Source organism: Cryptosporangium arvum DSM 44712, from assembly GCF_000585375.1.
Lineage (GTDB): Bacteria > Actinomycetota > Actinomycetes > Mycobacteriales > Cryptosporangiaceae > Cryptosporangium > Cryptosporangium arvum.
Map to the genome: position 1 here is coordinate 1180395 of NZ_KK073874.1, position 19425 is coordinate 1199819.

Consider the following 19425-nt stretch of genomic DNA (forward strand, 5'->3'; position numbering starts at 1 on the left):
CGTGGCCCACGTGTCGGGGGAGAAGCAGATCGTCGCGGCGGTGTCCGCCGGTGGGGTGATCGGCGCGCTGGCCCGCTACGGCCTCTCGGTCGCGTGGCCGCACGGGCCGGGAGGGTTCGCCTGGTCGACGTTCGTCGTCAACGTGTCCGGCTGCCTGCTGATGGGCGTCCTCATGGTGGTGATCACCGAGGTGTACCCCGACCAGCGGCTGGTGCGGCCGTTCCTCGGCGTCGGCGTGCTCGGCGGGTACACCACGTTCTCGACGTACGTGATCGACGTCGGCCACAACGCGACCTCCGGCGCGGCGGCGATCGGCCTGGCCTACTTCTTCGCGACGGTGATCGGCGCGCTGGTGGCGGTCTGGGCGGGCGCCGCCGGAACTGGGTACGTGCTCGCCCGGCGGCGCCGGTGACCGTGCTTCTGGTTGCGCTCGGCGCGGCGGTCGGGGCCCCGCTGCGCTATCTCACCGACCGGACGATCCAGGCCCGGCACGGCACCACGTTCCCGTGGGGCACGCTCGTGGTGAACGTCGTCGGGTCGCTGATCCTGGGGTTCCTGGCCGGGCTGCCGGCGTCCCCGGCGGTGACCGCGCTGGCCGGCACCGGCTTCTGCGGAGCACTCACCACGTACTCGACGTTCAGCTACGACACCTACCGGCTGACCCGCGGCGGCGAACCCTTCGCGGCCCTGCTGTACGTCGTCGCGAGCCTGTGCGCGGGCGTGGGCGCAGCGGCGATCGGGCTGGTAGCGGCTTTGGCTATTGACCAGCTTTAGACATTTTGTCGTTTACTTGTCTTATGTCGGTGATCGTTACCCGCTGGGTACGTTTCGCTGACGTCTGTTCGGGCACGAGACCAGGGACAACACAAAGGAGGCCAGTTCCATGGTCGACGTCCGGAAGGAAGAGCACGGGTTCTCCGAGACCGAACCCGGCTTCGAAGCGGAACGGGCCGAACGCACCCGTCTGGTCGACGCGTTCCTCGCCGCGATGGGGGAGGCGGGCAACCCCGGTACGTCACGCAAACTCGGGTCGTTCATGCGCGAGCTGACCGGTCAGCACCAGGACCGCTACTGGGCCACCGAGGTCGAAGGGGACGGCGACGGCGTACTGGTGTTCGCCGACGGCAGGCATGGTTGGGAGCGCAGCTTCCGGAGCTCGGACCGCCCGATGAGCCCCGACGACGAGATCCCGCCCGACCGCCTGGCCGACGCCCTCCGCGTGATCTTGGACGAGAACGACGTGAGTCGTCCTTCGGAGTTGGCCTGAGGTTGTCGTAGTGGAGGGCCGCCTGAGGTGGCTTTCGCTGTGGGCCCGCCCGGCTTCTTGCTGGGCGGGCCATTTTCGCGCATCGGGTCACTTTTGGTGAGCGGGCAGTTATCCACAGTTCGGGTGAACGGTCGTCGGGGCGGATAGGGGGTCCGTACGCTTGGTGCGGGGCCTTGGGATTCGCGTCGAGCGCACGGAGGGCGTCCCATGCTGCCTCCCACCCGTTTCTTGGTCCGCCTGTCGTGCCGCCCACGCGGTGACCGCGGCGACGTACCCGGCTGGGTCATGGTCACGGTCATGACAGCCGGCCTGGTCGCGGCGGTGTTCGCTGTCTTCCGCGAGGCGATAGTGGTCGCGGTGCAGAACGCATTGGACCAGGTGGTCTCCGACACGAGTCGGTGACTCCGGTGTTCCGGGTGCTCGCGGTGTTTTGCGCTGTCGCGGTGTTTCGGGTGCGTGCGGCGGTCGGGGTGTTCCAGGTGTTCCGGGTGCCCGAGGTGGTCGGGGTGCTTCGGGCGCTCGCGGTGCTCTGCAGGCCCTCGGTGTGCTGGGTGTTTCGGGTGGTCCGGCTGCTTTGGGTGGTCTGGGCGCTTTGGGTGGCCCGGGTATTTCCGGTGGCCCGGGTGTTTTCGGTGGCCCGGGTATTTTCGGCGCCGCGGATGCTCTTCATGGCGTGTGCGCAGTCGAATGCGCGTCGGGCTACCCCGGCTACCCCGGCTACCCCGGTAGCCCCGGTAGCCCCGGTAGCCCCGGTAGCCCCGGTAGCCCCGGTAGCCCCGGTAGCCCCGGTAGCCCCGGTAGCCCCGGTAGCCCGGGTAGCCCGGGTAGCCCGGGTAGCCCGGGGGACTCCGGCCGCCCGCGGCGACGGGGGATCGGCCGTGGTCGAGTTCGCACTGGTTTCGGTGGTGCTGCTCATGCTGTTGCTGGGCGTCCTGCAGGTGGCGGTCTATCTCTACGTGCGCAACATCGCCGCCGCATGCGCAGCGGAAGGTGCGCGCTTCGCCGCGAACGCCGACATCGATGTCGCCCAGGGCGCCGAGCGAGCCGAGGAAATCCTGCAGCACGGCGCCGGCAGCAGCGTCGCCGAACGGATCACTTGCATAGGCCGCGACGAACTCGGCGACGGTGGACTCCGCCTGGTCGCAGTGGAGTGCACCGGCGCTCTCCCGGTCTTCTTCGCCCCCGTAGGTGACACCCTCCCCCTCCGCGTAACCGCCCACGCGGTAGAAGAAAGCCGCCCCCAATGACTCACCCACCCAAGATCCTCGCGGCCGCATCGCGCCCGCCGCTCGCACCAGCGACACCCCCTGACCAATCCGCCCCGGCTGGTACGGCGGCCCCAGCTGGTACGGCGGCCCCAGCTGGTACGGCGGCCCCAGCTGCTACGGCGGCCCCGCCTGGTGTGGCCGTGCTGCCCGGTGTGGCCGTGCTGCCCGGTGTGGCCGTGCTGCCCGGTGTGGCCGTGCTGCCCTGCCCCGCCGCCTGGCCTTGCCCCACCGCGGTGCCCTGCCCCGCCGCCGTTCGTCACTTCCTGGCCGCGTCCGGCTCCGCGGTTGTGCCCGACCCTCTCTGCGCGCTCCAACGGGCGCTCATGCCTTCCGCCACGGTCGTGCCTCAGCCCCCGGCAGTGGCCCACACCATGGCGCAACCCCACCCCGCAGCCATGCCTTCGCCCCAAATCGCAGCCATGCCCCCTGCGAAGCCAGTGCCCTGCGCTGCGGTGGTGACGAGCCCTAAATCCCTACCCGGTCCCATGCCTCACCGTGCGGCTGTGCCTCATCGCGAGGCCGTGACCTATGCCCCGGTCGACACCACGACCCGTCCGGAAGCCACGAGCCGTGCCGCACCCACGAGCCCTGCCCTGCCTGCAAGCAGTGCGGCCACCGACACCCGCGCCGCGACCGACACCCGCGCCGTGACCGACACCCGCGCCGTGACCGACACCCGCGCCGCGACCGACACCCGCGCCGTGACCGACACCCGCGCCGTGACCGTCGCCCGGGCGGCGATCGGGTACTCCGCCGCGGCCCGGACCCCCACCGCTGCCGCGCCTCGACCCGCGGCCGCGTCTCGTCTCGCGGTGGCTGCGCCCTCCTCGGCTGGGACAGTGTCTCGTCGGCCCGGACGGGGGTGGCCTCGGCTCACGATCGTGGGGGAGCGGGGGGCGGCCACCGTGGAGTTCGTGTTCGCTGGGGTGCTCCTGCTCGTGCCGCTCCTGTACCTCGCCATCGCGCTGTCCGAGGTTCAGCGCAACGCTTTCGCGGTCACTCAGGCGGCGCGGGAGGCCGGGCGTGCCTACGCCACCGCGGAGGATCCGGCCACCGCGCCGGCACGCGCCGGCTACGCGGTTCGGCTCGCGCTCGCTGATCAGGACCTTTCCGGTACGGCGGAGTTGCGCTGGGGGCCGGTCGGACGGTCCTGCGACGGCCTCACCGTCGACTCCACGGTTAGCTCCGTCAACCAGCCGCCTTCACAGCCGGGCGCCCGCTTCGAGCTCTGCGTTCGCCGTACCTACCGCCTCCCCGGGGTTCCCACCTTCCTCGACGCGCGAAGAAACACCATCGAGGCCCGCTTCGTCGTACAGGTGGACGATCTCCGGAGTGCCCCGTGAGGGGCCCCGCCGCCGCCCACGCCGGAGGCACCCGTCGTGAAGCCGCCCGTCACGACAGCGAAGGCCCCGGCAACCGCGCCGCAGCCACCCGCCGACCCGCCCGGAGCCACGACGACGGCAGCCTCACCCCCCTCGTACTGCTCTGCACCCTCCTCGCCCTCCTGCTGATCGCCGGCGCGACCACCGCCTCCAGCGCCTTCCTGGCCCAGCGAAACCTTCAAGCCTGGTGTGACTCCGCCGCCCTCGCTCTCGCCTCCGACGTCGCCACAATTTCCGCGTACGGAGCCGAACCCACCCCCGACCAACTAGCCGCTGAGCTGCGGACCTACCTCGGGGGTATACAAAACGAAGGGGCTATCACGCGTCTGAGCGTACAAAATGATCAGATCACCCTGATCTGTACGCATACGGCTGTCCTCCCGTTCGGACGATTGTTCGGTATACCGGACGGAATTGAGAGGGTCGTAATGAGCTCCGCGCGAGTACGCTGGAGCACCTGATCGGACTGTGACCGACGCTTCTCGACGATTGGCCGGGATCGTTCCCGGGTAGAACGTCGTACCCGGTGACCTGGGAACTGTCCGACTTATGACGGGTTCCACTTTGGAAGGCGTGGCGTATGGCGCGACCGCCCGAATCGTGTCACCGTGGCTAACATGGCGGAGAAAGGTCTCAATGCGACGGCGGCAGCCCTACTCGGGCTGCTCCACGAAGGTCCGATGACAGGTGGCCAGCTCATGGCCACTGCGGAGAACAGATTGGGTCCGTTCTGGACCACTACTCGGAGCCAGGTATACCGCGAACTGCCGGTGCTGGCCGAGAGAGGGTTCGTTCGGCTCGGAAGACCCGGCCCCCGCTCCTCCCAGCCCTATGCGATCACCGCGTCCGGTAAGCGGGTGTTCGCGAAGTGGCTGAGCGAGGACGCGGGGCGCGATCAGTTGCGCAACCCGCTGATGCTGCGGGCGGCGTTCGGGTCCCTGCACAAGCCGCAGCAGCTCCAGGAGCTGTACGCGGAGCGCCGGGAAGAACACACCGCGCGCCTGGCCGAGCTCCGCGAGGAGCTCAAGGAGATCAAGAAGCGCGATGACGCGTTCCAGGCCGCGACGCTGGAATTCGCGATCCAGTACCAGCGGTCGATCCTGAAGTGGCTCGACACCGCTCCCGGTGGCTCCGGGAGTTGATCCGGCCGTTCCCGGCCGCGCGTGACTACCGGGTGGCATCACGCTCGGCCGGGAACGAAAACTTTCGAACTCCTGAACCCACAGGACAGCCTGCGGTGAAGCGGGCAGGGCCCCGGACCGCGTAGGCTGGTTCGCTGTGGCTGCCCTCGACCTTCATGAAGAGCTCAAGGCTCTCGACTCGACGATGACCTCGGTCGAAGCCGTGCTCGACCTCGACAAGCTCCGGCGGGAGTTGGCCGAGCTGAACGAGGCGGCCGCTGAGCCCGGTCTCTGGGACGACCAGGAGCGTGCCCAGCAGGTCACGTCCCGGCTGAGCTTCGTCCAGGGCGAGCTCAACCGGGTGGGTAGCCTGCGCCAGCGTCTCGACGACGCGCGTCTGCTGCTCGAGATGGCCGAGGACGAGGGCGACTCCGGTTCGGTCGAAGAGGTCGCCACCGAGGTGGAGTCCCTCAAGAAGACGGTCGAGGAGCTCGAGGTCCGCACGCTCCTCTCCGGCGATTACGACCCGCGCGAGGCGCTCGTGACGATCCGCGCCGAGGCCGGCGGTGTCGACGCGGCCGACTTCGCCGAGATGCTGCTGCGGATGTACCTGCGCTGGGCCGAGCGGCACCACTACAGCACCGAGGTCTACGACACCTCGTACGCGGAAGAGGCCGGCATCAAGTCGGCGACGTTCACCGTCCGGGCGCCGTACGCCTACGGCACGCTCTCGGTCGAGCAGGGCACGCACCGTCTCGTCCGCATCAGTCCGTACGACAACCAGGGCCGCCGCCAGACGTCGTTCGCCGGCGTCGAGGTGCTGCCGGTCGTCGAGACGACCGATCACGTCGAGATCCCGGAGAACGATCTGCGGATCGACGTCTTCCGCTCGTCGGGCCCCGGTGGTCAGAGCGTCAACACCACCGACTCGGCCGTGCGCATCACGCACCTGCCCAGCGGCATCGTGGTGTCCTGCCAGAACGAGAAGTCGCAGATCCAGAACCGGGCGGCCGCGATGCGGGTGCTGCAGGCGCGGCTGCTCGAGCGTCGTCGTCAGGAACAGAAAGCCGAGATGGACGCCCTGCGCGGCGACGGTGGCAATTCCTGGGGCAACCAGATGCGCTCCTACGTCGTCCACCCCTACCAGATGGTCAAGGACCTGCGCACGCAGTACGAGGCCGGTAACCCCCAGGCCGTGTTCGACGGCGACATCGACGGGTTCATCGAGGCGGGCATTCGCTGGCGCCGGCAGCAGGACGCGGACGTCTCAGCCTGACGAACCGATCCTCCGATCGGTTAACCGGCGGTCAACCTTTCCGCGTCTCCGTCCAGGTTGTCTTAGACCTGTTCCCGTCAGTCACCGCTGCTCGCGTCTGTGCGCTCAGTAACGGGCCGGTCGACCCACGACCTGCGCCGACCCGTGCGACCAGCGGTCACGCCGCGCTCCGGAGAATAACGGTGCGTGTAACAAGGTTGCTTGGGTGCACCTAATGGTTGTCGTACTCACCTTAACCATCGGGCCATCCCGCCTCTTAAATCCCGCGCACAACATTCTCATAGCTATGGCGTGACATCTCATTGTTAACGTATGGTCTGGCACCAGCAGCGAGACCAGCAGTACCTGGGAATCGCGGCTACTAGGGGGCACGGCGTTATGGGTCGGCGTATGCGCTGATCCTGTCTGCGGCGTGTCCTTTGTCGTTCCCAGATGTTCTTTTGATGTCCACCGAGGGAATGGAAGTGCTTGAGATGGCCCGAGGCTTACGCGGTGCGCTCCGCCGTGGCCTTGCCGCGACGATGGTGACCGGTCTGGTGACCATGGGTGCGATGTCGCTGTCCGCCGCCCCGGCGAACGCAGCTGAGAAGTCCGAGAACCTGGTCAAGGGCACCGCTGAGTTCGTCGACGGTCGGTACGTCGTCGAATGGTCGGTGACGAACCAGGACAAGGAGACCGACGAGAAGATCACGGCGGTCGTCTGGCCCGAGGACAGCAAGCTGGAACTCGACGACGAGATCGAGGCCGGCGAGACGATCGAGGGCAAGCAGTTCCTGCCCAAGGGCAGCAAGGGCATCAAGGACGCCCAGGGCCGCGACGTCGCCAAGATCCACGTCCACGGTGAGTGGCGCAAGGACGGCAAGAAGGTCGAGCACGACGAGTTCGTCGACGTGCCGCTGCCCCCGGTCAAGGGCGAGTCGCCCAAGCCGACCCACAAGCCCAGCGAGGACGAGGTTTCGGCCGCGATCGTTCTGAGCTGCGAGGCCTTCTCGATCGAGCTCACCAACCCGACCGACCGGCCGGTGCGCTTCAAGGTCTTCATCAAGCTGGACGACAACCGTCCGCTGACCGAGGAGTTCAAGGTCGACGCCGGCGACACGCTGACGCTGCCCGAGGACCTCGACAAGGAGGACGCCGGCTCGGTGGCCAAGGTGTCCGAGGACGGCGAGCTCGACTTCTCGAAGATCACCGTCGCCGTCGTGAACCGCGACAAGAAGCTGGCCCAGAAGAGCCTCGACGTCACCAAGTGCGAGGACGAGGACAACAACGCCGAGGAGACCACGTCTCCCGAGGCCAGCCCGAGCGCCAGCGCCAGTGAGGTCGCCTCCGGTGGGGACGACAACGAGGCCGCGCCGTCGCCGGCCGCCGAAGAGGACAGCCTGCCCGTGACCGGTGCCAGCCTGGGTGGTCTCATCGCCGCCGCCGTGCTGGTCCTGGGTCTGGGTGTCGGCATGGTCGTCTTCACCCGCCGCAAGAAGCGCGCCTGACGTCGAGGCTCGCTAGCGAATAGCACGACCCGATAGCGCAAGAAACAGTTGGCCCGGCCGCCTAGTTGCGGCCGGGCCAACTGCTTGCGTGGATCTGCTACTAGCAGTCGAACCTATTCGCACCTCTAGCCAATTCTTATCGCCGCATTAAGAATTCGCGGCCGGTTGAACCGGCCGGATCCGCAATTCCGAGGTCGGAACGGCGGGTCCGATCCGGGCCTCGGGTACTCGGGGTTGCGCTCTCGATGACAGAGCATTGGCAACGTGTGGTCCTTGCGCAGAGTGAGCCGCCGCGCAGAGTGACATCCGGGCGGTCGGCGGACCCCCGGCGTCCCAGCGGCCCCAGGAAGAACTCGCGGCTTCCGGACACGAGAATGTGAGGTCCGGACCGCCGATCCGGCCGTGTCCGGCGCACAACTCTGAACAAGACCGTAGGAGAGCTGTGTAGCCCGGCCTGAGGGCCCGGGCGGTGTGGCTAAACTCGGCCACCGTGATCACCCTCGACCGCGTGACCAAGACGTACCCGAAGTCGCGTCGCCCCGCCCTCGACGACGTGAACGTCAACGTCGAGAAGGGCGAGTTCGTGTTCTTCATCGGGCCGTCGGGTTCGGGGAAGTCCACGTTCATCCGGCTGCTCCTCAAGGAGGACACGCCGACGACCGGCAAGGTCCTGGTCGCGGGGAAGGACGTCGCGTCGATCCGCCCGTGGAAGGTCCCGCAGCTGCGGCGCAGCGTCGGCTGCGTGTTCCAGGACTTCCGGCTGCTCCCGAACAAGACCGCGGCGGAGAACGTCGCGTTCGCGCTCGAGGTCATCGGGAAGACCCGCTCGGTCATCCGCCGGGTCGTGCCCGAGGTGCTGAGCCTGGTCGGCCTGGAGGGCAAGGAGAACCGGTACCCGCACGAGCTCTCCGGTGGTGAGCAGCAGCGCGTCGCGGTGGCGCGCGCGTTCGTCAACCGGCCGCTGGTGCTGCTGGCCGACGAGCCCACCGGAAACCTCGACCCCGACACGTCGATCGAGATCATGCGGCTGCTGGACCGGATCAACCGCACCGGCACTACGGTCGTCATGGCCACGCACGACTCGAACATCGTGAACCAGATGCGCCGCCGCGTGGTGGAGCTCGACCGCGGCCGGATCATTCGTGACCAGGCTCGCGGCGTCTACGGATGAGCACGACCGGCACCGACCGCTAGCTCCCATTCCATCCTTCTGAGGAATTCATGCGTGCCAAGTTCGTCCTGACCGAAGCTGCGACCGGCCTGTGGCGCAACGTCACGATGACGGTTGCTCTGATCCTCACCACGGCGATCTCGCTGGCGCTGCTCGGTGCGGGAGGCTTGCTGTACACCCAGGTCAACAAGACCAAGGACCTGCTGTACGCCCAGGTGGAGGTCACGATCTTCCTGGAGACCGCGGTCACGCCCGAGCAGAAGGATGCCCTGCAGCAGAAGCTGGAGAGCGACTCGGCGATCAAGTCGGTCACGTACGAGAGCAAGCAGGAGGCGTACGAGCGCTTCAAGGAGCTGTTCGCCGAGTCGCCCGACCTGGTGGAGAACACGAAGCCCGAGTCGCTGCCGGAGTCCTTCCGCATCAAGCTGGAGAACCCGTCCCAGGCCAACGCGATCGACGCGAAGTACAAGAACGAGGCCGGTGTCGACGTCGTGTCGACGCAACAGGAGCTCGTCGGTCGCCTGTTCGACGCGATCGACGCGGTCAAGAACCTTTCGCTCGTCGTCTCGCTGGTCTCCGGCGCGGCCGCGATCCTGCTGATCGGGAACACGATCCAGGTCGCTGCCTACAGCCGTCGGCGCGAGGTCAGCATCATGAAGCTCGTCGGTGCGTCGAACTGGTACGTGCGGTTGCCGTTCATCCTGGAGGCCGCCGTCGCCGGCCTGATCGGCGCGCTCCTGGCCTCGGCCGGCCTGGCCATCGCCAAGGTCATCGTCATCGACGACGCGTTGAAGGCGCTGGGCCAGAACAGCGTCGTGCCGTCGATCGGGTGGAGCGAGATCGCGGTCACCGCGCCGATCCTCGCCCTGGTCGCGGTGCTCACGGCCGGTGTCACGGGATGGACCACACTGCGCTTCTACGTCAAGGTCTGACGTCCGCGTGACGCGCCGGTAGCTCCGTGACTTTTGTGAACTAATCGGACTAGTCGTACCGTAACCCCCGTCGTCAGCAGTGGCGCGGGGGTGGGGATGCGGGTAGAACGTGGCCGCGTATTCGCGGTCTGTCTGGTGCTCGCGCTGTCGGGTGCGCTCCTGGTCGAATCGGCGGGCGCCCATGCCCGGAACGGACCGTCGCCCGCCGAGGCCCGGCGTGCGATGGAGCGGGCCGCCGCGATCATGGAGACCGCGACCGATCGGGCCCGGGCGGCCACCCAGGCCTTCGTCGAGACCACGCAGCGGCTGCCCGGGGTGCAGAACCGAGTGGCCGTGGCTCAAGGCCGGGTCGCTGCCGCCCAGGTCCGTGCCGCCTCCGCGGAACGGGCGTCGGCTCGCGCCGACCGTGCGCTGCGCGTCGCCCAAGCGCATTTCGACGCCGCGCAGGCGGCCGTGGAGGCAGCGCGCGAGCAACTCGGCACCTACGTGCGATCGACCTATCAGGGCCGCTCCTACATGGTGCTGTCGGCGCTCGGCGCCGGCGGCGGGCCCGGCGACCTCCTCGACCGGCTCAACTACGCCGAGCGCCTGGTCGGCGGGCAGAGCCGAGCCGTCGACGCGGTGGAGCGGCGGCGCCAGGACCTCGCCGAAGAGCGCGCGACCGTCGCCGAGCAGAAGCGGCGGGCGGACGTCGCGCGGGCCACAGCGCGCCACGCGCTCGGCGAAGCCCGTGCCGAGCAGAGCGCAGCGCTCACCGCCCAGGCCGAGATGGAGAGCCTGCTGGCCCAGCGCCGCAACGCCGTCCACGTCGCCGGGCAGGAGCGGCAGGCCAGCGTGGCCCGGTACAACGAGGCGCGCGCGGAGTCGTACCGGATCGGGCAGGCGCTGCGCGAGGCCGCCCGGCAGGTGCGTGGCGGCACCGCCCGGACCCGCGGTTCCCGGCCGCGCATGCTGTCCCGTCCCGGGCAGCTCTCGATGCCGGTGTCCGGCTGGAAGTCCAGCGACTTCGGCTGGCGGTTCGACCCGTACTACCGCCGGGCGCAGCTGCACGCCGGCACCGACTTCGCGGCTCCGGCCGGTGCGTCGATCCGGGCCGCGGCCGACGGTGTGGTCGTGCGGGCCGGGTGGAACGGCGGCTACGGCAACTACACCTGCATCTACCACGGCGGGAACCTGTCGACCTGCTACGGCCACCAGTCCAAGATCCTGGTCTGGGCCGGAGAGCAGGTGAGTCGGGGGGAGACGATCGGGCTGGTCGGCACGACCGGTGCGTCGACCGGTAACCACCTGCACTTCGAAGTGCGGATCGACGGAAATCCGGTGAACCCGCTCGGGTACCTCTGAGGAATATTGTGTCGGCCGCCGCCGTAGGATTGATGTTCAATCATCAATAGGCAGGAGGGTCGATGCCGCGGGAAACCGGACGCAAGGTCATCGCGTCCAACCGCAAGGCTCGGCACGACTACGCCGTGCTCGACACCTGGGAGGCCGGCATCGTGCTGACCGGCACCGAGGTCAAGTCGCTGCGTGCCGGTCGGGCCTCGCTGGTCGACGGGTTCGCCCTCGTCGACGACGGCGAGGTCTACCTGCACGGCGTCCACATCCCGGAGTACGTGGCCGGGACGTGGACCAACCACGCGCCGCGTCGCGTCCGGAAGCTGCTGTTGCACCGGGCGGAGATCGAGAAGCTGATCGGCAAGATCAAGGAGGGCGGGCTGACGCTCGTCCCGCTCTCGCTCTACTTCTCCGACGGGCGGGCCAAGGTCGAGCTGGCGCTGGCGCGGGGCAAGAAAGCCTGGGACAAGCGGCAGGACATGGCCAAGCGGGATGCCGATCGGGAGATCGCGAAGGCCTACGGGCGCAACCTCAAGGGACGGCGCTAGACTGATAGTGCAACACACCGACCAGGGGGTGATTGGTCTCGACACCGGACGTTGAGACAGGAGAAGCGGGCCGAGGAAGGCAACGATGATCTCGTAAACCATGCGTTGCAACCAATTAAGCGCCGACTCTGATCAGCGCGCGTTCGCTCTCGCTGCCTAAGCTAGAGCAACGCTGTCAGACCGGGAGTGCCTTCGGCCCGGACCCTGGCATCAGCAAGAGGGCTCACTAGCTAGTCCGGCTATCGGGACGAGCTAGGAAATCTCACAGTGGCTGGGCTCGTCACATCGGCTTGTTCGCGTGACCGATGGGGCCAAGTAGAGGCATAGCGAACTGCGCCCGGAGAAGACCTGTTGAGGCGACGGTGGACGCGGGTTCGATTCCCGCCACCTCCACGCTGACGAAGCCCCGGCCCCATGGCCGGGGCTTTTGTCATCCCGCGAGCGCCCGCGCGGTCCACCCGGCGCCGTGCCGGACGTACTCGACGCGTGTGCTCGGACCGGCGTCGTCGGCCGTCCAGAACGTCATCCGGCGCGGCCGCAACCGGTACCCGGCCCAGGTGGGCGGCGGCTCGAGCGCGTCCGGGTGCTCCTCCTCGAACCGCTTCCATGCTTCTCGGCGGACGTCCGGCGGCCGCGCGGCGAGCTCGTCGGTGTTCACCCAGGCGAGAACCTGGAGGTAGCGGGTCCGGAGACCGTACGCCCCGTGCGGGGCGTCCAGCGGCTCGACGTCACCGACCAGAACGATCTGCCGCCCGTTCAGGAGCACCACCGCCGAGGCGCGGGGATCCGCCGCCAGCTGGGCGGCCTTCCGCGAGCGAGCGTCGGTGTGGAACTGCACACTGCCGCCGTCGACGCCGCTGAGCAGCACGGTTCGCGCGTCCGGATAGCCGTCGGGGCCGAATGTGGACAGCGTCATCGGGGGCTTGTCGTAGCTCGCCAACCACTCGCGCGCCAGGCGCATCGGGTCCTCCACGGCGACAGCCTACGAAAACCGGGTTTCCGAACCGTTCCGAGCTGATGGCAGACGCCCGTCTACACCACTACAGTTGTACCAAGCAAGCTTTTTGGTCGAGGAGACGCATTCCCCATGGCTGACTCGAGCGCCATCGCCCCGGAGCAGGCGCCCGCCACCCCTGACGACACCGTCACCGAGCTGGGCCGCCAGCTCGCCCGCTTCGGCCGGGCCATGGTGCGCTACAAGGCACAGCAGGCCGCGAGCGCCGCCTACGGGCTGCTCTTCCCGCTCGCGGAGCGTCCGCAGCGGGCCGGTGCACTAGCCGAAGCAGTGCACGCCGACCCGTCGACGGTGAGTCGCCAGATCGCTCAGCTGGTCGACCGCGGCCTGGTCGAACGCCAACCCGATCCGGCCGACGGGCGGGCCTGCGTGCTGGTGCCGACGGAAGCCGGCCACGAGACGATGGCCACCCTGCGGCGCCGGCGCGACGAGCACCTCGCCGCGGTGCTCCAGCACTGGCCGGCCGAGGACGTGCACGAGCTGGTGGAGCTGCTCAGCCGTTTCATCACCGACTTCGAGACCGCCCGTCCGCCCGCCGTCCGTCCGGAAGAGACGGAAATCCCGACGCAGCCGCGCTGATGTCGGTGGGGGTGGCTATAAAGAACGCGTCGTCGGGAGCCTCTCGGGGGTCGGGCATGGCGGTGCGGAGCAGTGCGGGCTGGGCGCGGCAGTCGCTGCACGTCCGGGTGGACGCCGGTGACGGGGCGGCCTGCGGGTGGTGTCTGCGCCCGTGGCCGTGCACGGCGGCTCGGGCCGCGGCGCGATGCCAGTTGAACGCAGAGCACCCCCGGAACGCGGCGGATGCGCCACACTGATCGGACCACTCGCTGTAGCTCAGTGGACAGAGCCCTTGGAGTATCTCTGGGGAGACGCCGGTTCGACTCCGGCCAGCGAGTCGCCCTACGGCAGGTCGAACGCGAGCTTGATGCCGTCGAGCGCGTGCGAGCAGGCGCAGTCGCGCTCCTCGGGCAGCGCGGCGGCGGCGCGGAGCACCAGCGCGCGCATCCGGTCGGTGTTCTCGGCGAACACCCGGAACACCTCTTCCTGCGTGACCTCCTCGCCGGTCTCCACCCCGGCGTCCAGATCGGTCACCAAGGCCACCGCCGTGTAGCAGACGGCCAGCTCGCGGGCCAGGACCGCTTCCGGGTGCCCGGTCATGTTGACGACCGACCAGCCCTGCGCGCTGAACCAGCGGGACTCCGCGCGGGTCGAGAACCGCGGCCCTTCGACGACCACCATCGTGCCGCCGTCCACCGGGCTGACCTCGGTGCTCTCGGTGAGCACGGTCGTGCGGCCGGTGGGGCAGTAGGGGTCGGCGAACGACACGTGCACGGCGCCGACGTCATGGAACGTCTGGACGCGCCCGGACGTGCGGTCGACGAGCTGGTCGGGGACGACGAACGTGCCCGGGCCGAGTTCGGGGCGGAGGCCACCGACCGCGCACGGGGCCAGGATCTGGCGCACCCCGAGTGAGCGCAGTGCCCAGATGTTGGCGCGGTACGGGATCAGGTGCGGGGGATACCGGTGGTCCCGTCCGTGCCGGGGGAGGAAAGCAACGCTTCGTCCCTCGACGGTGCCGATCGTGATCGGATCGCTCGGTGCGCCGTAAGGCGTGTCCAGCGTCACTTCGTCGACGTCGTCCAGCAGTGCGTAGAGGCCAGAGCCTCCGATCACGGCGACGTCCGGCCGCGCAGTCGTCATGTGGCCGACCTTACGTCCCCGGAGGGTTAGGGCTCCAACGGTGGGGTACCTAACCAACAGTCATCGGAAGGGAGTCCGGAATGAGCTTCGACGACAAGGCCGAGAACAAGACCCAGGAGTTGAAGGGCGAGGCCAAGGAGCGCTGGGGCGGCGCTACCGGCAATGAGAGTCTGCAGGCCGAGGGCGCTGCGGACAAGTCGGAGTCCCGCATCAAGCAGGCCGGTGAGCACATCAAGGACGCGGCTCACAGCGTCAAGGACGCCTTCAAGAAGTAGTCACATAGCGTCGCCGGTCCCTCTCGGGGGACCGGCGTTTTGCTGTCCGGACCCGGCGTTTCGGGTTGCCCGTCGCGGTGAGCAGTGGTCACGTGTGTGACGAGGCGCTCGCGTGTCGGCTGACAAAATGACATGCTCCGTCGAGCGCTCGTGGGCGACAGCGCGAACGATGGCGGGGGTGGTTCGGCATGATCACCGGCATGCCGGCGGAAGACCTGACTGGGCGCCTCTTGGTCGCCTCACCTTCGTTGAAGGATCCGAACTTCGAGCGCTCGGTCGTGCTGCTCATCGCGCACGAACCCAGCGGTGCGCTCGGCGTGGTTCTCAACCGCGCCACCGAGGTTCAGGTCGAAGACGTGCTCGACGGGTGGCAGGACTTCGCCGCGCAGCCCCAGGTGGTGTTCGAGGGCGGCCCGGTGCAGCCCGAGGCGGCGATCTGCCTGGCGCGCGTCCGCCCGGGAACCTCACCCGACGGCTTCAGCCGCGTGGAGGGCGTCGTCGGTACCGTCGACCTGTCGGCCAGCCCCGACGCGTTCAACGGTTCGCTGGACCGCCTCCGGGTGTTCGCCGGGTACGCCGGCTGGGACGCCGACCAGCTGGAGTCGGAGATCGAGCAGGGCGCCTGGCTCGTTCTGGACGCCCTCCCGGGCGACGCGTTCATGCCGCAGCCCGAAGACCTCTGGTCGATGGTGCTGCGCCGCCAGGGCGGCATGCTGGCCGCGCTGGCGCTCTACCCGGCCGATCCCCAGCTGAACTGACCTCGGGTGGGCCGGTTCGGCCGTCGTCCGCTGGTTGTGTACTATTCAGCAGTCGGTCCGGAACGGGCCGGACGGGGCTGTGGCGCAGCTGGTAGCGCACCACACTGGCAGTGTGGGGGTCAGGGGTTCGAGTCCCCTCAGCTCCACCCCAATCGAGTAACACAAAAGCCAGGCCCGCCGGCCTGGCTTTTGTGTTACCGCTGCTCGGGTCAGTATTTGAACTGGCCGACGATGCGTTTCAGGCCGGCGCTCATCTCGTTGAGCTCGTTGATCGAGTGCAACGCGCCGTCCAGCGCCTGGGTCGTCTCGACCGCGGCTGCGGCCACGCCGCTGAGGTTGTCGGTGATTTCACGCGTGCTGCCGGACGCCATCGTGACGCCGCGGGACATTTCGCTCGTGGTGGCGGTCTGCTCCTCGACCGCGGCGGCGATCGTGGTCTGGTAGTCGTTCACCCGGACGACGATCTCGCTCATGCGGTTGATCGCCGCGGTGGCGGCCGTCGCGTTGCCCTGGATGCTTTCGACGCGGCGGGAGATGTCCTCGGTGGCCTTCGCGGTCTCCTGGGCGAGGTCTTTCACCTCGCTGGCGACCACGGCGAAGCCCTTGCCCGATTCGCCGGCCCGCGCGGCTTCGATCGTCGCGTTCAGCGCGAGCAGGTTGGTCTGCTCGGCGATCGCGGTGATCAACTGGATGACGTTGTTGATCTCGGCCGACGAGGTGCCGAGTTCGTTCACGGTCTCGCTGGCCGAGTTCGCGACCGACACCGCCTCGGAGACGACGCGGGCGGCGTCGCTCGCGTTGGCGGAGATCTCGCCGATCGACGCACCCATCTCCTCGGAACCCGCGGCGACGGTCTCCAGGGACACGCTCATCTCGCGAGCCGAATCGGTGACCGCGTTGGCTTGCTGCGACGTCCGGGCCGCGGTTCCGGAGATGCGTGAGGCCGCCTCGGCGACCGAGCCGGCGGCCGCGGCCATGCGTGTGGCCTCGTGGTCGATATCGCGAACCGAGCGCGCGATCTTCTCCGCGAAGCGGTTGAACGCGCTGCCCAGCGGGCCGAACTCGTCGCGCCGGTTCTCGTCGACCCGGCTCGTCAGGTCGCCGTCGCCGTCCGCGATGTCGGCCATCCGCGCGGTCAGGGCCGACAGCGGCCGCAGGATGCTGCGGCTGATCAGCAGGGCCAGCGTGACGACCAGCGCCAACGCGACCACGATCGAGACGATGATCGACGTGCGCGAGAGGTTCGCGGTGTCCGTGGTGGTCTCGGCCCGCACACTCAGCAGCGCGGCCTCCTCGGAGCTCATCGCGTCCAGGACCGAGCGGATCTGGTCCATGACGGCTTTGCCCTTGTTCTCGAGCACGACCCGCTGCGCAGCGGCGAACCCGCTGCTCCGACGCAGGTCGATCGTCTCTTTCAGCTCGGCGAACTTGGCCTCGACGAGCGTCCGGAGCGTTGTGATGCGTTTCTGCTGGACCGGGTTGTCGGCGGTGAGGGTGGCGACGTTGTCGATGCGCCCGCCGACGCTGTTGCTCGCCTCGGTGTAGGGCGCGAGGTAGGCGTCCTGGCCGGTGATCAGGTAGCCGCGCTGGCCGGTTTCGCCGTCCTTCACCGCGTCCATGATGTTGTCCAGGCCCTCGAGCACCTGGTAGGTATGAGTGACCCGGCCGCCGGTGTACACCAGCTCGTTGGTGTTGCGGTAGGAGATCGCTCCGACGATCACGAGGATCAGCAGCGGTGCTGCGAACCCGACGATCAAGCGAGTACTGATGCGGTGCCGGAAACTCATCGCGGTCGCCTCTGTTCGACTACACCGGTCGCTCAGTAATCGGCGGGAGGCTCGGATTATTGAGAAGAAGCAACCCGGCCGTCGACGAATCGACGCAGCGTCAGATCACCGGCCAGTCGTAGACGTACGGGAGACCGGAGCGGCCCATGATCGCGTCCGCGGCCGCCTGGGCGTCGGCGAGGACTTTCTCCTCGTCGAGGGTCGTGCAGACGTAGTCGTCCACCACGCGCCGGCCGTCGATCCAGACGCTGTGCACGCCCCGGCCGTCCGCCGACCAGACCAACTGGCGAACGTAGTTGTTCACCGGCCGCCACTCGGGCCGGTCGAGGTCGTGCAGGACCACGTCGGCCTTCTTGCCGACGGCGAGGCTACCGATCGAGTCGGCCAGCCCCATCGCCCGGGCGCCGTTCACGGTGGCCATTTCGAGCGCTGCCGTCGCCGGGAACATCGACGTGTCGCGGCGGGCGTCCTTGAACAGGCCGGCCATCAGGTTCATCGGCTTCATCATGTCGGCGATGTCGGAACCGTCAGTCCCCAGAGCCAGGTTGACGCCCGCCGCGGCCATCTCCGGGAACCGGCCCACCGCGGCGCTCCCGTACCCACCCTTGAGCGCGGCGGCCGGGCAGTGCGTCACGTTCGTACCCGACTCGGCGAGCAGCTCCAGCTCGGCCGCGTCGACGTGGACCATGTGCACGAGGTTGAGGTTCGGGCCGAGCACGCCCAGGTGCGCGAGGTGCTCGACCGGGCGCCTGCCGGTGTTCGCGACGAACCACTCGGCGTCGTTCGGCGCCGGACTCAGGTGCGCCGAGATGCCCGCGCCCTGGGCGTCGGCAAGCGCTTTCGCGCCGCGCCACAGCTCGTCGGTGTTCGTGTTGTGGCCGACGAGCATCGGCCAGGCCGCGAGGCGCTGACCATCGCCGCCCGGATACCGGGCCAGGTCGGTCTCGAGCGCGCGGAGCGCGGCGTCGGTCGCCTCGAGCTGACCGTCCGGTCCGAACGCGCGGTCCTGCTGCCAGCGGCCGAACCGACCGCGCAGGCCGGTGGGCTCCACCGCCTCGAACACCTCGTCGAGGGCCACCGTCGTGCTGGCGTCCAGGAACGTGGTGGTGCCGGTGCGCATCATGCTGAGCGCGGCCAGCCGGGCGGCGGCCTGCTGCTCGGCCGGAGTGTGGGCCTCGTAGAGCGGCATCACCCAGGTGAACAGCGACTCGTCGAACGGCAGGGCTTCGGGCATGAAGCCTTTGAGCAGCGCTTCGGTGAGGTGGACGTGGCCGTTCACGAAGCCCGGGGTGACGAGGAAGCGGCGGCCGTCGATCGTCGTCTTCGCGGTGACGTCGACGTCGGCGGACTTCCCGAGGGCCACGATCCGGTCGCCGGACCAGGCGATCGCGCCGTCGGTGACGATGCGCCGCTCGGCGTCCATCGTGATGATCGTGGTGTTGCGAATGAGCGTGTCTGCGTCCACCCGTGAAGATTAGGCCCGCGCGCGCCAGATGTCGGTTGAGATGCCGAGCACGGGATTGTGAATCTGCCGGTCGAGGGTCAGGCCGAGCTTCGTCGCCACCCGCTGCGAGCGGGTGTTCAGCGGATGGATGATCGAGATGACCTCGGGCAGTTCCAGCCGCGCGAAGGCGTCGTCCCGGGCGGCGGTCGCGGCCTCGGTGGCGAGCCCCATACCCCACTTCCGCGGGTCCAGGCGCCAGCCCAGTTCGGGGGCGGGGCCGGCGTCGGCCAGGAACGGCGGTACGTACGCCAGCCCGGCGAACCCGACGAAGTCGCCCTCGTGTTCGACGGCCCAGGCGCCGAAGCCGTGCGTCTCCCAGTGGCCGACGATCAGGCCGTAGAACGCGTCCACCGACGCCTCGTCGACGGGGCGGTTCAGATAGCGGCCGACGTCGGGATGGCGGTTGATCGCGGCCATCGCGGGCTCGTCGTCCGGCCGCCAGCGGCGGAGCAGCAGCCGCTCGGTACGCAGTTCGTCCACGCCCGCAGTCTCCCGAGCCGCTTCGTGTCCCACGCAGTCCAATTCCGTCGGAGATTGGCCGGGGCCTGGAGTCCGTCGACGCGTGAACGTCGACGTGCCGACACGGAGCAGGCTGCGC

The 19425-nt window shown here is 68.8% G+C and carries 22 protein-coding genes, 2 tRNA genes and 1 other RNA gene; 19 read left to right on the forward strand and 6 right to left on the reverse strand.

Annotated elements, in window-relative coordinates:
- Positions 1 to 10 precede the first annotated feature (10 nt).
- The 4 genes from CRYAR_RS05405 to CRYAR_RS44505 all read left to right on the forward strand — a co-directional run bounded on the left by CRYAR_RS05405 (position 11) and on the right by CRYAR_RS44505 (position 2514).
- Entirely contained in the window at positions 11 to 412 is a 402-nt protein-coding gene (locus tag CRYAR_RS05405; RefSeq protein ID WP_211247278.1) for a fluoride efflux transporter FluC, read from the forward strand.
- Positions 409 to 774 (forward strand): fluoride efflux transporter CrcB, encoded by a 366-nt coding sequence (gene crcB, locus CRYAR_RS05410; RefSeq protein WP_035848811.1) that lies wholly within the window; start codon positions 409 to 411, stop codon positions 772 to 774. Before CRYAR_RS05405 ends, crcB begins: the two co-directional genes overlap by 4 nt.
- A gap of 109 nt (positions 775 to 883) precedes the next feature.
- Entirely contained in the window at positions 884 to 1267 is a 384-nt protein-coding gene (locus CRYAR_RS05415; RefSeq protein WP_035848812.1) for a hypothetical protein, read from the forward strand.
- Between the two features lie 878 nt (positions 1268 to 2145).
- Positions 2146 to 2514: a TadE/TadG family type IV pilus assembly protein gene (locus CRYAR_RS44505; protein WP_063725872.1), complete on the forward strand. Its 369-nt coding sequence runs from the start codon at positions 2146 to 2148 to the stop codon at positions 2512 to 2514.
- A 547-nt stretch (positions 2515 to 3061) separates the two neighbouring features.
- Here the strand turns inward: CRYAR_RS44505 and CRYAR_RS05430 are convergent.
- Positions 3062 to 3307 carry a hypothetical protein gene (locus tag CRYAR_RS05430; protein ID WP_035848818.1) on the reverse strand — a complete coding sequence of 82 codons (246 nt, stop codon included), beginning with the start codon at positions 3305 to 3307 and terminating at the stop codon, positions 3062 to 3064.
- A 133-nt stretch (positions 3308 to 3440) separates the two neighbouring features.
- Between CRYAR_RS05430 and CRYAR_RS46790 the strand changes: the two genes are divergently transcribed.
- The 10 genes from CRYAR_RS46790 (at position 3441) to ssrA (ending at position 12183) form a co-directional block, all read left to right on the forward strand.
- Positions 3441 to 3878 carry a hypothetical protein gene (locus tag CRYAR_RS46790; RefSeq protein ID WP_051571922.1) on the forward strand — a complete coding sequence of 146 codons (438 nt, stop codon included), beginning with the start codon at positions 3441 to 3443 and terminating at the stop codon, positions 3876 to 3878.
- Entirely contained in the window at positions 3875 to 4378 is a 504-nt protein-coding gene (locus tag CRYAR_RS51225) for a pilus assembly protein TadG-related protein (RefSeq protein ID WP_035848820.1), read from the forward strand. Before CRYAR_RS46790 ends, CRYAR_RS51225 begins: the two co-directional genes overlap by 4 nt.
- A 156-nt stretch (positions 4379 to 4534) precedes the next feature.
- A complete protein-coding gene (locus CRYAR_RS05445) occupies positions 4535 to 5059 on the forward strand; it encodes a PadR family transcriptional regulator (protein WP_035848821.1) in 525 nt (174 codons plus the stop codon).
- A 136-nt stretch (positions 5060 to 5195) separates the two neighbouring features.
- Positions 5196 to 6314, forward strand: a complete 1119-nt coding sequence (prfB, locus tag CRYAR_RS05450) for a peptide chain release factor 2 (protein ID WP_035848823.1) — start codon at positions 5196 to 5198, stop codon at positions 6312 to 6314.
- Positions 6315 to 6787: 473 nt separating this feature from the next.
- Positions 6788 to 7801 (forward strand): LPXTG cell wall anchor domain-containing protein, encoded by a 1014-nt coding sequence (locus tag CRYAR_RS05455; protein ID WP_169744999.1) that lies wholly within the window; start codon positions 6788 to 6790, stop codon positions 7799 to 7801.
- Between the two features lie 490 nt (positions 7802 to 8291).
- Positions 8292 to 8972, forward strand: a complete 681-nt coding sequence (ftsE, locus tag CRYAR_RS05460; protein WP_035860821.1) for a cell division ATP-binding protein FtsE — start codon at positions 8292 to 8294, stop codon at positions 8970 to 8972.
- Between the two features lie 50 nt (positions 8973 to 9022).
- Positions 9023 to 9904: a permease-like cell division protein FtsX gene (ftsX, locus tag CRYAR_RS05465; RefSeq protein WP_035848828.1), complete on the forward strand. Its 882-nt coding sequence runs from the start codon at positions 9023 to 9025 to the stop codon at positions 9902 to 9904.
- A gap of 96 nt (positions 9905 to 10000) precedes the next feature.
- The gene (locus CRYAR_RS05470; protein WP_035848831.1) at positions 10001 to 11248 is read left to right on the forward strand and encodes a M23 family metallopeptidase; all 1248 of its coding nucleotides are present in this window, start codon (positions 10001 to 10003) and stop codon (positions 11246 to 11248) included.
- A gap of 62 nt (positions 11249 to 11310) precedes the next feature.
- Positions 11311 to 11787 (forward strand): SsrA-binding protein SmpB, encoded by a 477-nt coding sequence (gene smpB / locus CRYAR_RS05475; RefSeq protein WP_035848832.1) that lies wholly within the window; start codon positions 11311 to 11313, stop codon positions 11785 to 11787.
- A gap of 24 nt (positions 11788 to 11811) precedes the next feature.
- Positions 11812 to 12183: a transfer-messenger RNA gene (ssrA, locus tag CRYAR_RS44510) on the forward strand.
- A gap of 34 nt (positions 12184 to 12217) precedes the next feature.
- Here the strand turns inward: ssrA and CRYAR_RS05480 are convergent.
- A complete protein-coding gene (locus tag CRYAR_RS05480; protein ID WP_063725663.1) occupies positions 12218 to 12760 on the reverse strand; it encodes a pyridoxamine 5'-phosphate oxidase family protein in 543 nt (180 codons plus the stop codon).
- 114 nt (positions 12761 to 12874) lie between these two features.
- Between CRYAR_RS05480 and CRYAR_RS42770 the strand changes: the two genes are divergently transcribed.
- Both CRYAR_RS42770 and CRYAR_RS05490 read left to right on the forward strand, forming a co-directional pair.
- Positions 12875 to 13381: a MarR family winged helix-turn-helix transcriptional regulator gene (locus tag CRYAR_RS42770; RefSeq protein WP_051569786.1), complete on the forward strand. Its 507-nt coding sequence runs from the start codon at positions 12875 to 12877 to the stop codon at positions 13379 to 13381.
- Positions 13382 to 13625: 244 nt separating this feature from the next.
- Positions 13626 to 13698: transfer RNA gene (locus CRYAR_RS05490), tRNA-OTHER, on the forward strand.
- 4 nt (positions 13699 to 13702) lie between these two features.
- On the opposite strand, the gene CRYAR_RS05495 is transcribed toward CRYAR_RS05490, so the two are convergent.
- Positions 13703 to 14503, reverse strand: a complete 801-nt coding sequence (locus CRYAR_RS05495) for an S-methyl-5'-thioadenosine phosphorylase (protein WP_035848833.1) — start codon at positions 14501 to 14503, stop codon at positions 13703 to 13705.
- A gap of 80 nt (positions 14504 to 14583) precedes the next feature.
- Between CRYAR_RS05495 and CRYAR_RS05500 the strand changes: the two genes are divergently transcribed.
- From CRYAR_RS05500 to CRYAR_RS05510, 3 genes are all read left to right on the forward strand, one after another.
- Positions 14584 to 14778, forward strand: a complete 195-nt coding sequence (locus CRYAR_RS05500) for a CsbD family protein (protein ID WP_035848842.1) — start codon at positions 14584 to 14586, stop codon at positions 14776 to 14778.
- 188 nt (positions 14779 to 14966) lie between these two features.
- Complete coding sequence (locus CRYAR_RS05505; RefSeq protein WP_035848845.1) at positions 14967 to 15536, forward strand: YqgE/AlgH family protein; 570 nt, start codon at positions 14967 to 14969, stop codon at positions 15534 to 15536.
- A gap of 73 nt (positions 15537 to 15609) precedes the next feature.
- Positions 15610 to 15682 (forward strand) — tRNA-Ala (locus CRYAR_RS05510).
- Positions 15683 to 15745: 63 nt separating this feature from the next.
- Here CRYAR_RS05510 and CRYAR_RS05515 read toward each other — a convergent pair.
- The 3 genes from CRYAR_RS05515 to CRYAR_RS05525 form a co-directional block, all read right to left on the reverse strand.
- Entirely contained in the window at positions 15746 to 17323 is a 1578-nt protein-coding gene (locus tag CRYAR_RS05515) for a methyl-accepting chemotaxis protein (RefSeq protein WP_084700108.1), read from the reverse strand.
- A gap of 100 nt (positions 17324 to 17423) precedes the next feature.
- Complete coding sequence (locus tag CRYAR_RS05520) at positions 17424 to 18788, reverse strand: amidohydrolase family protein (protein WP_035848846.1); 1365 nt, start codon at positions 18786 to 18788, stop codon at positions 17424 to 17426.
- A 9-nt stretch (positions 18789 to 18797) separates the two neighbouring features.
- On the reverse strand, positions 18798 to 19307 hold the full coding sequence (locus CRYAR_RS05525; RefSeq protein WP_063725664.1) for a GNAT family N-acetyltransferase: 510 nt from the start codon (positions 19305 to 19307) through the stop codon (positions 18798 to 18800).
- Positions 19308 to 19425 lie beyond the last annotated feature (118 nt).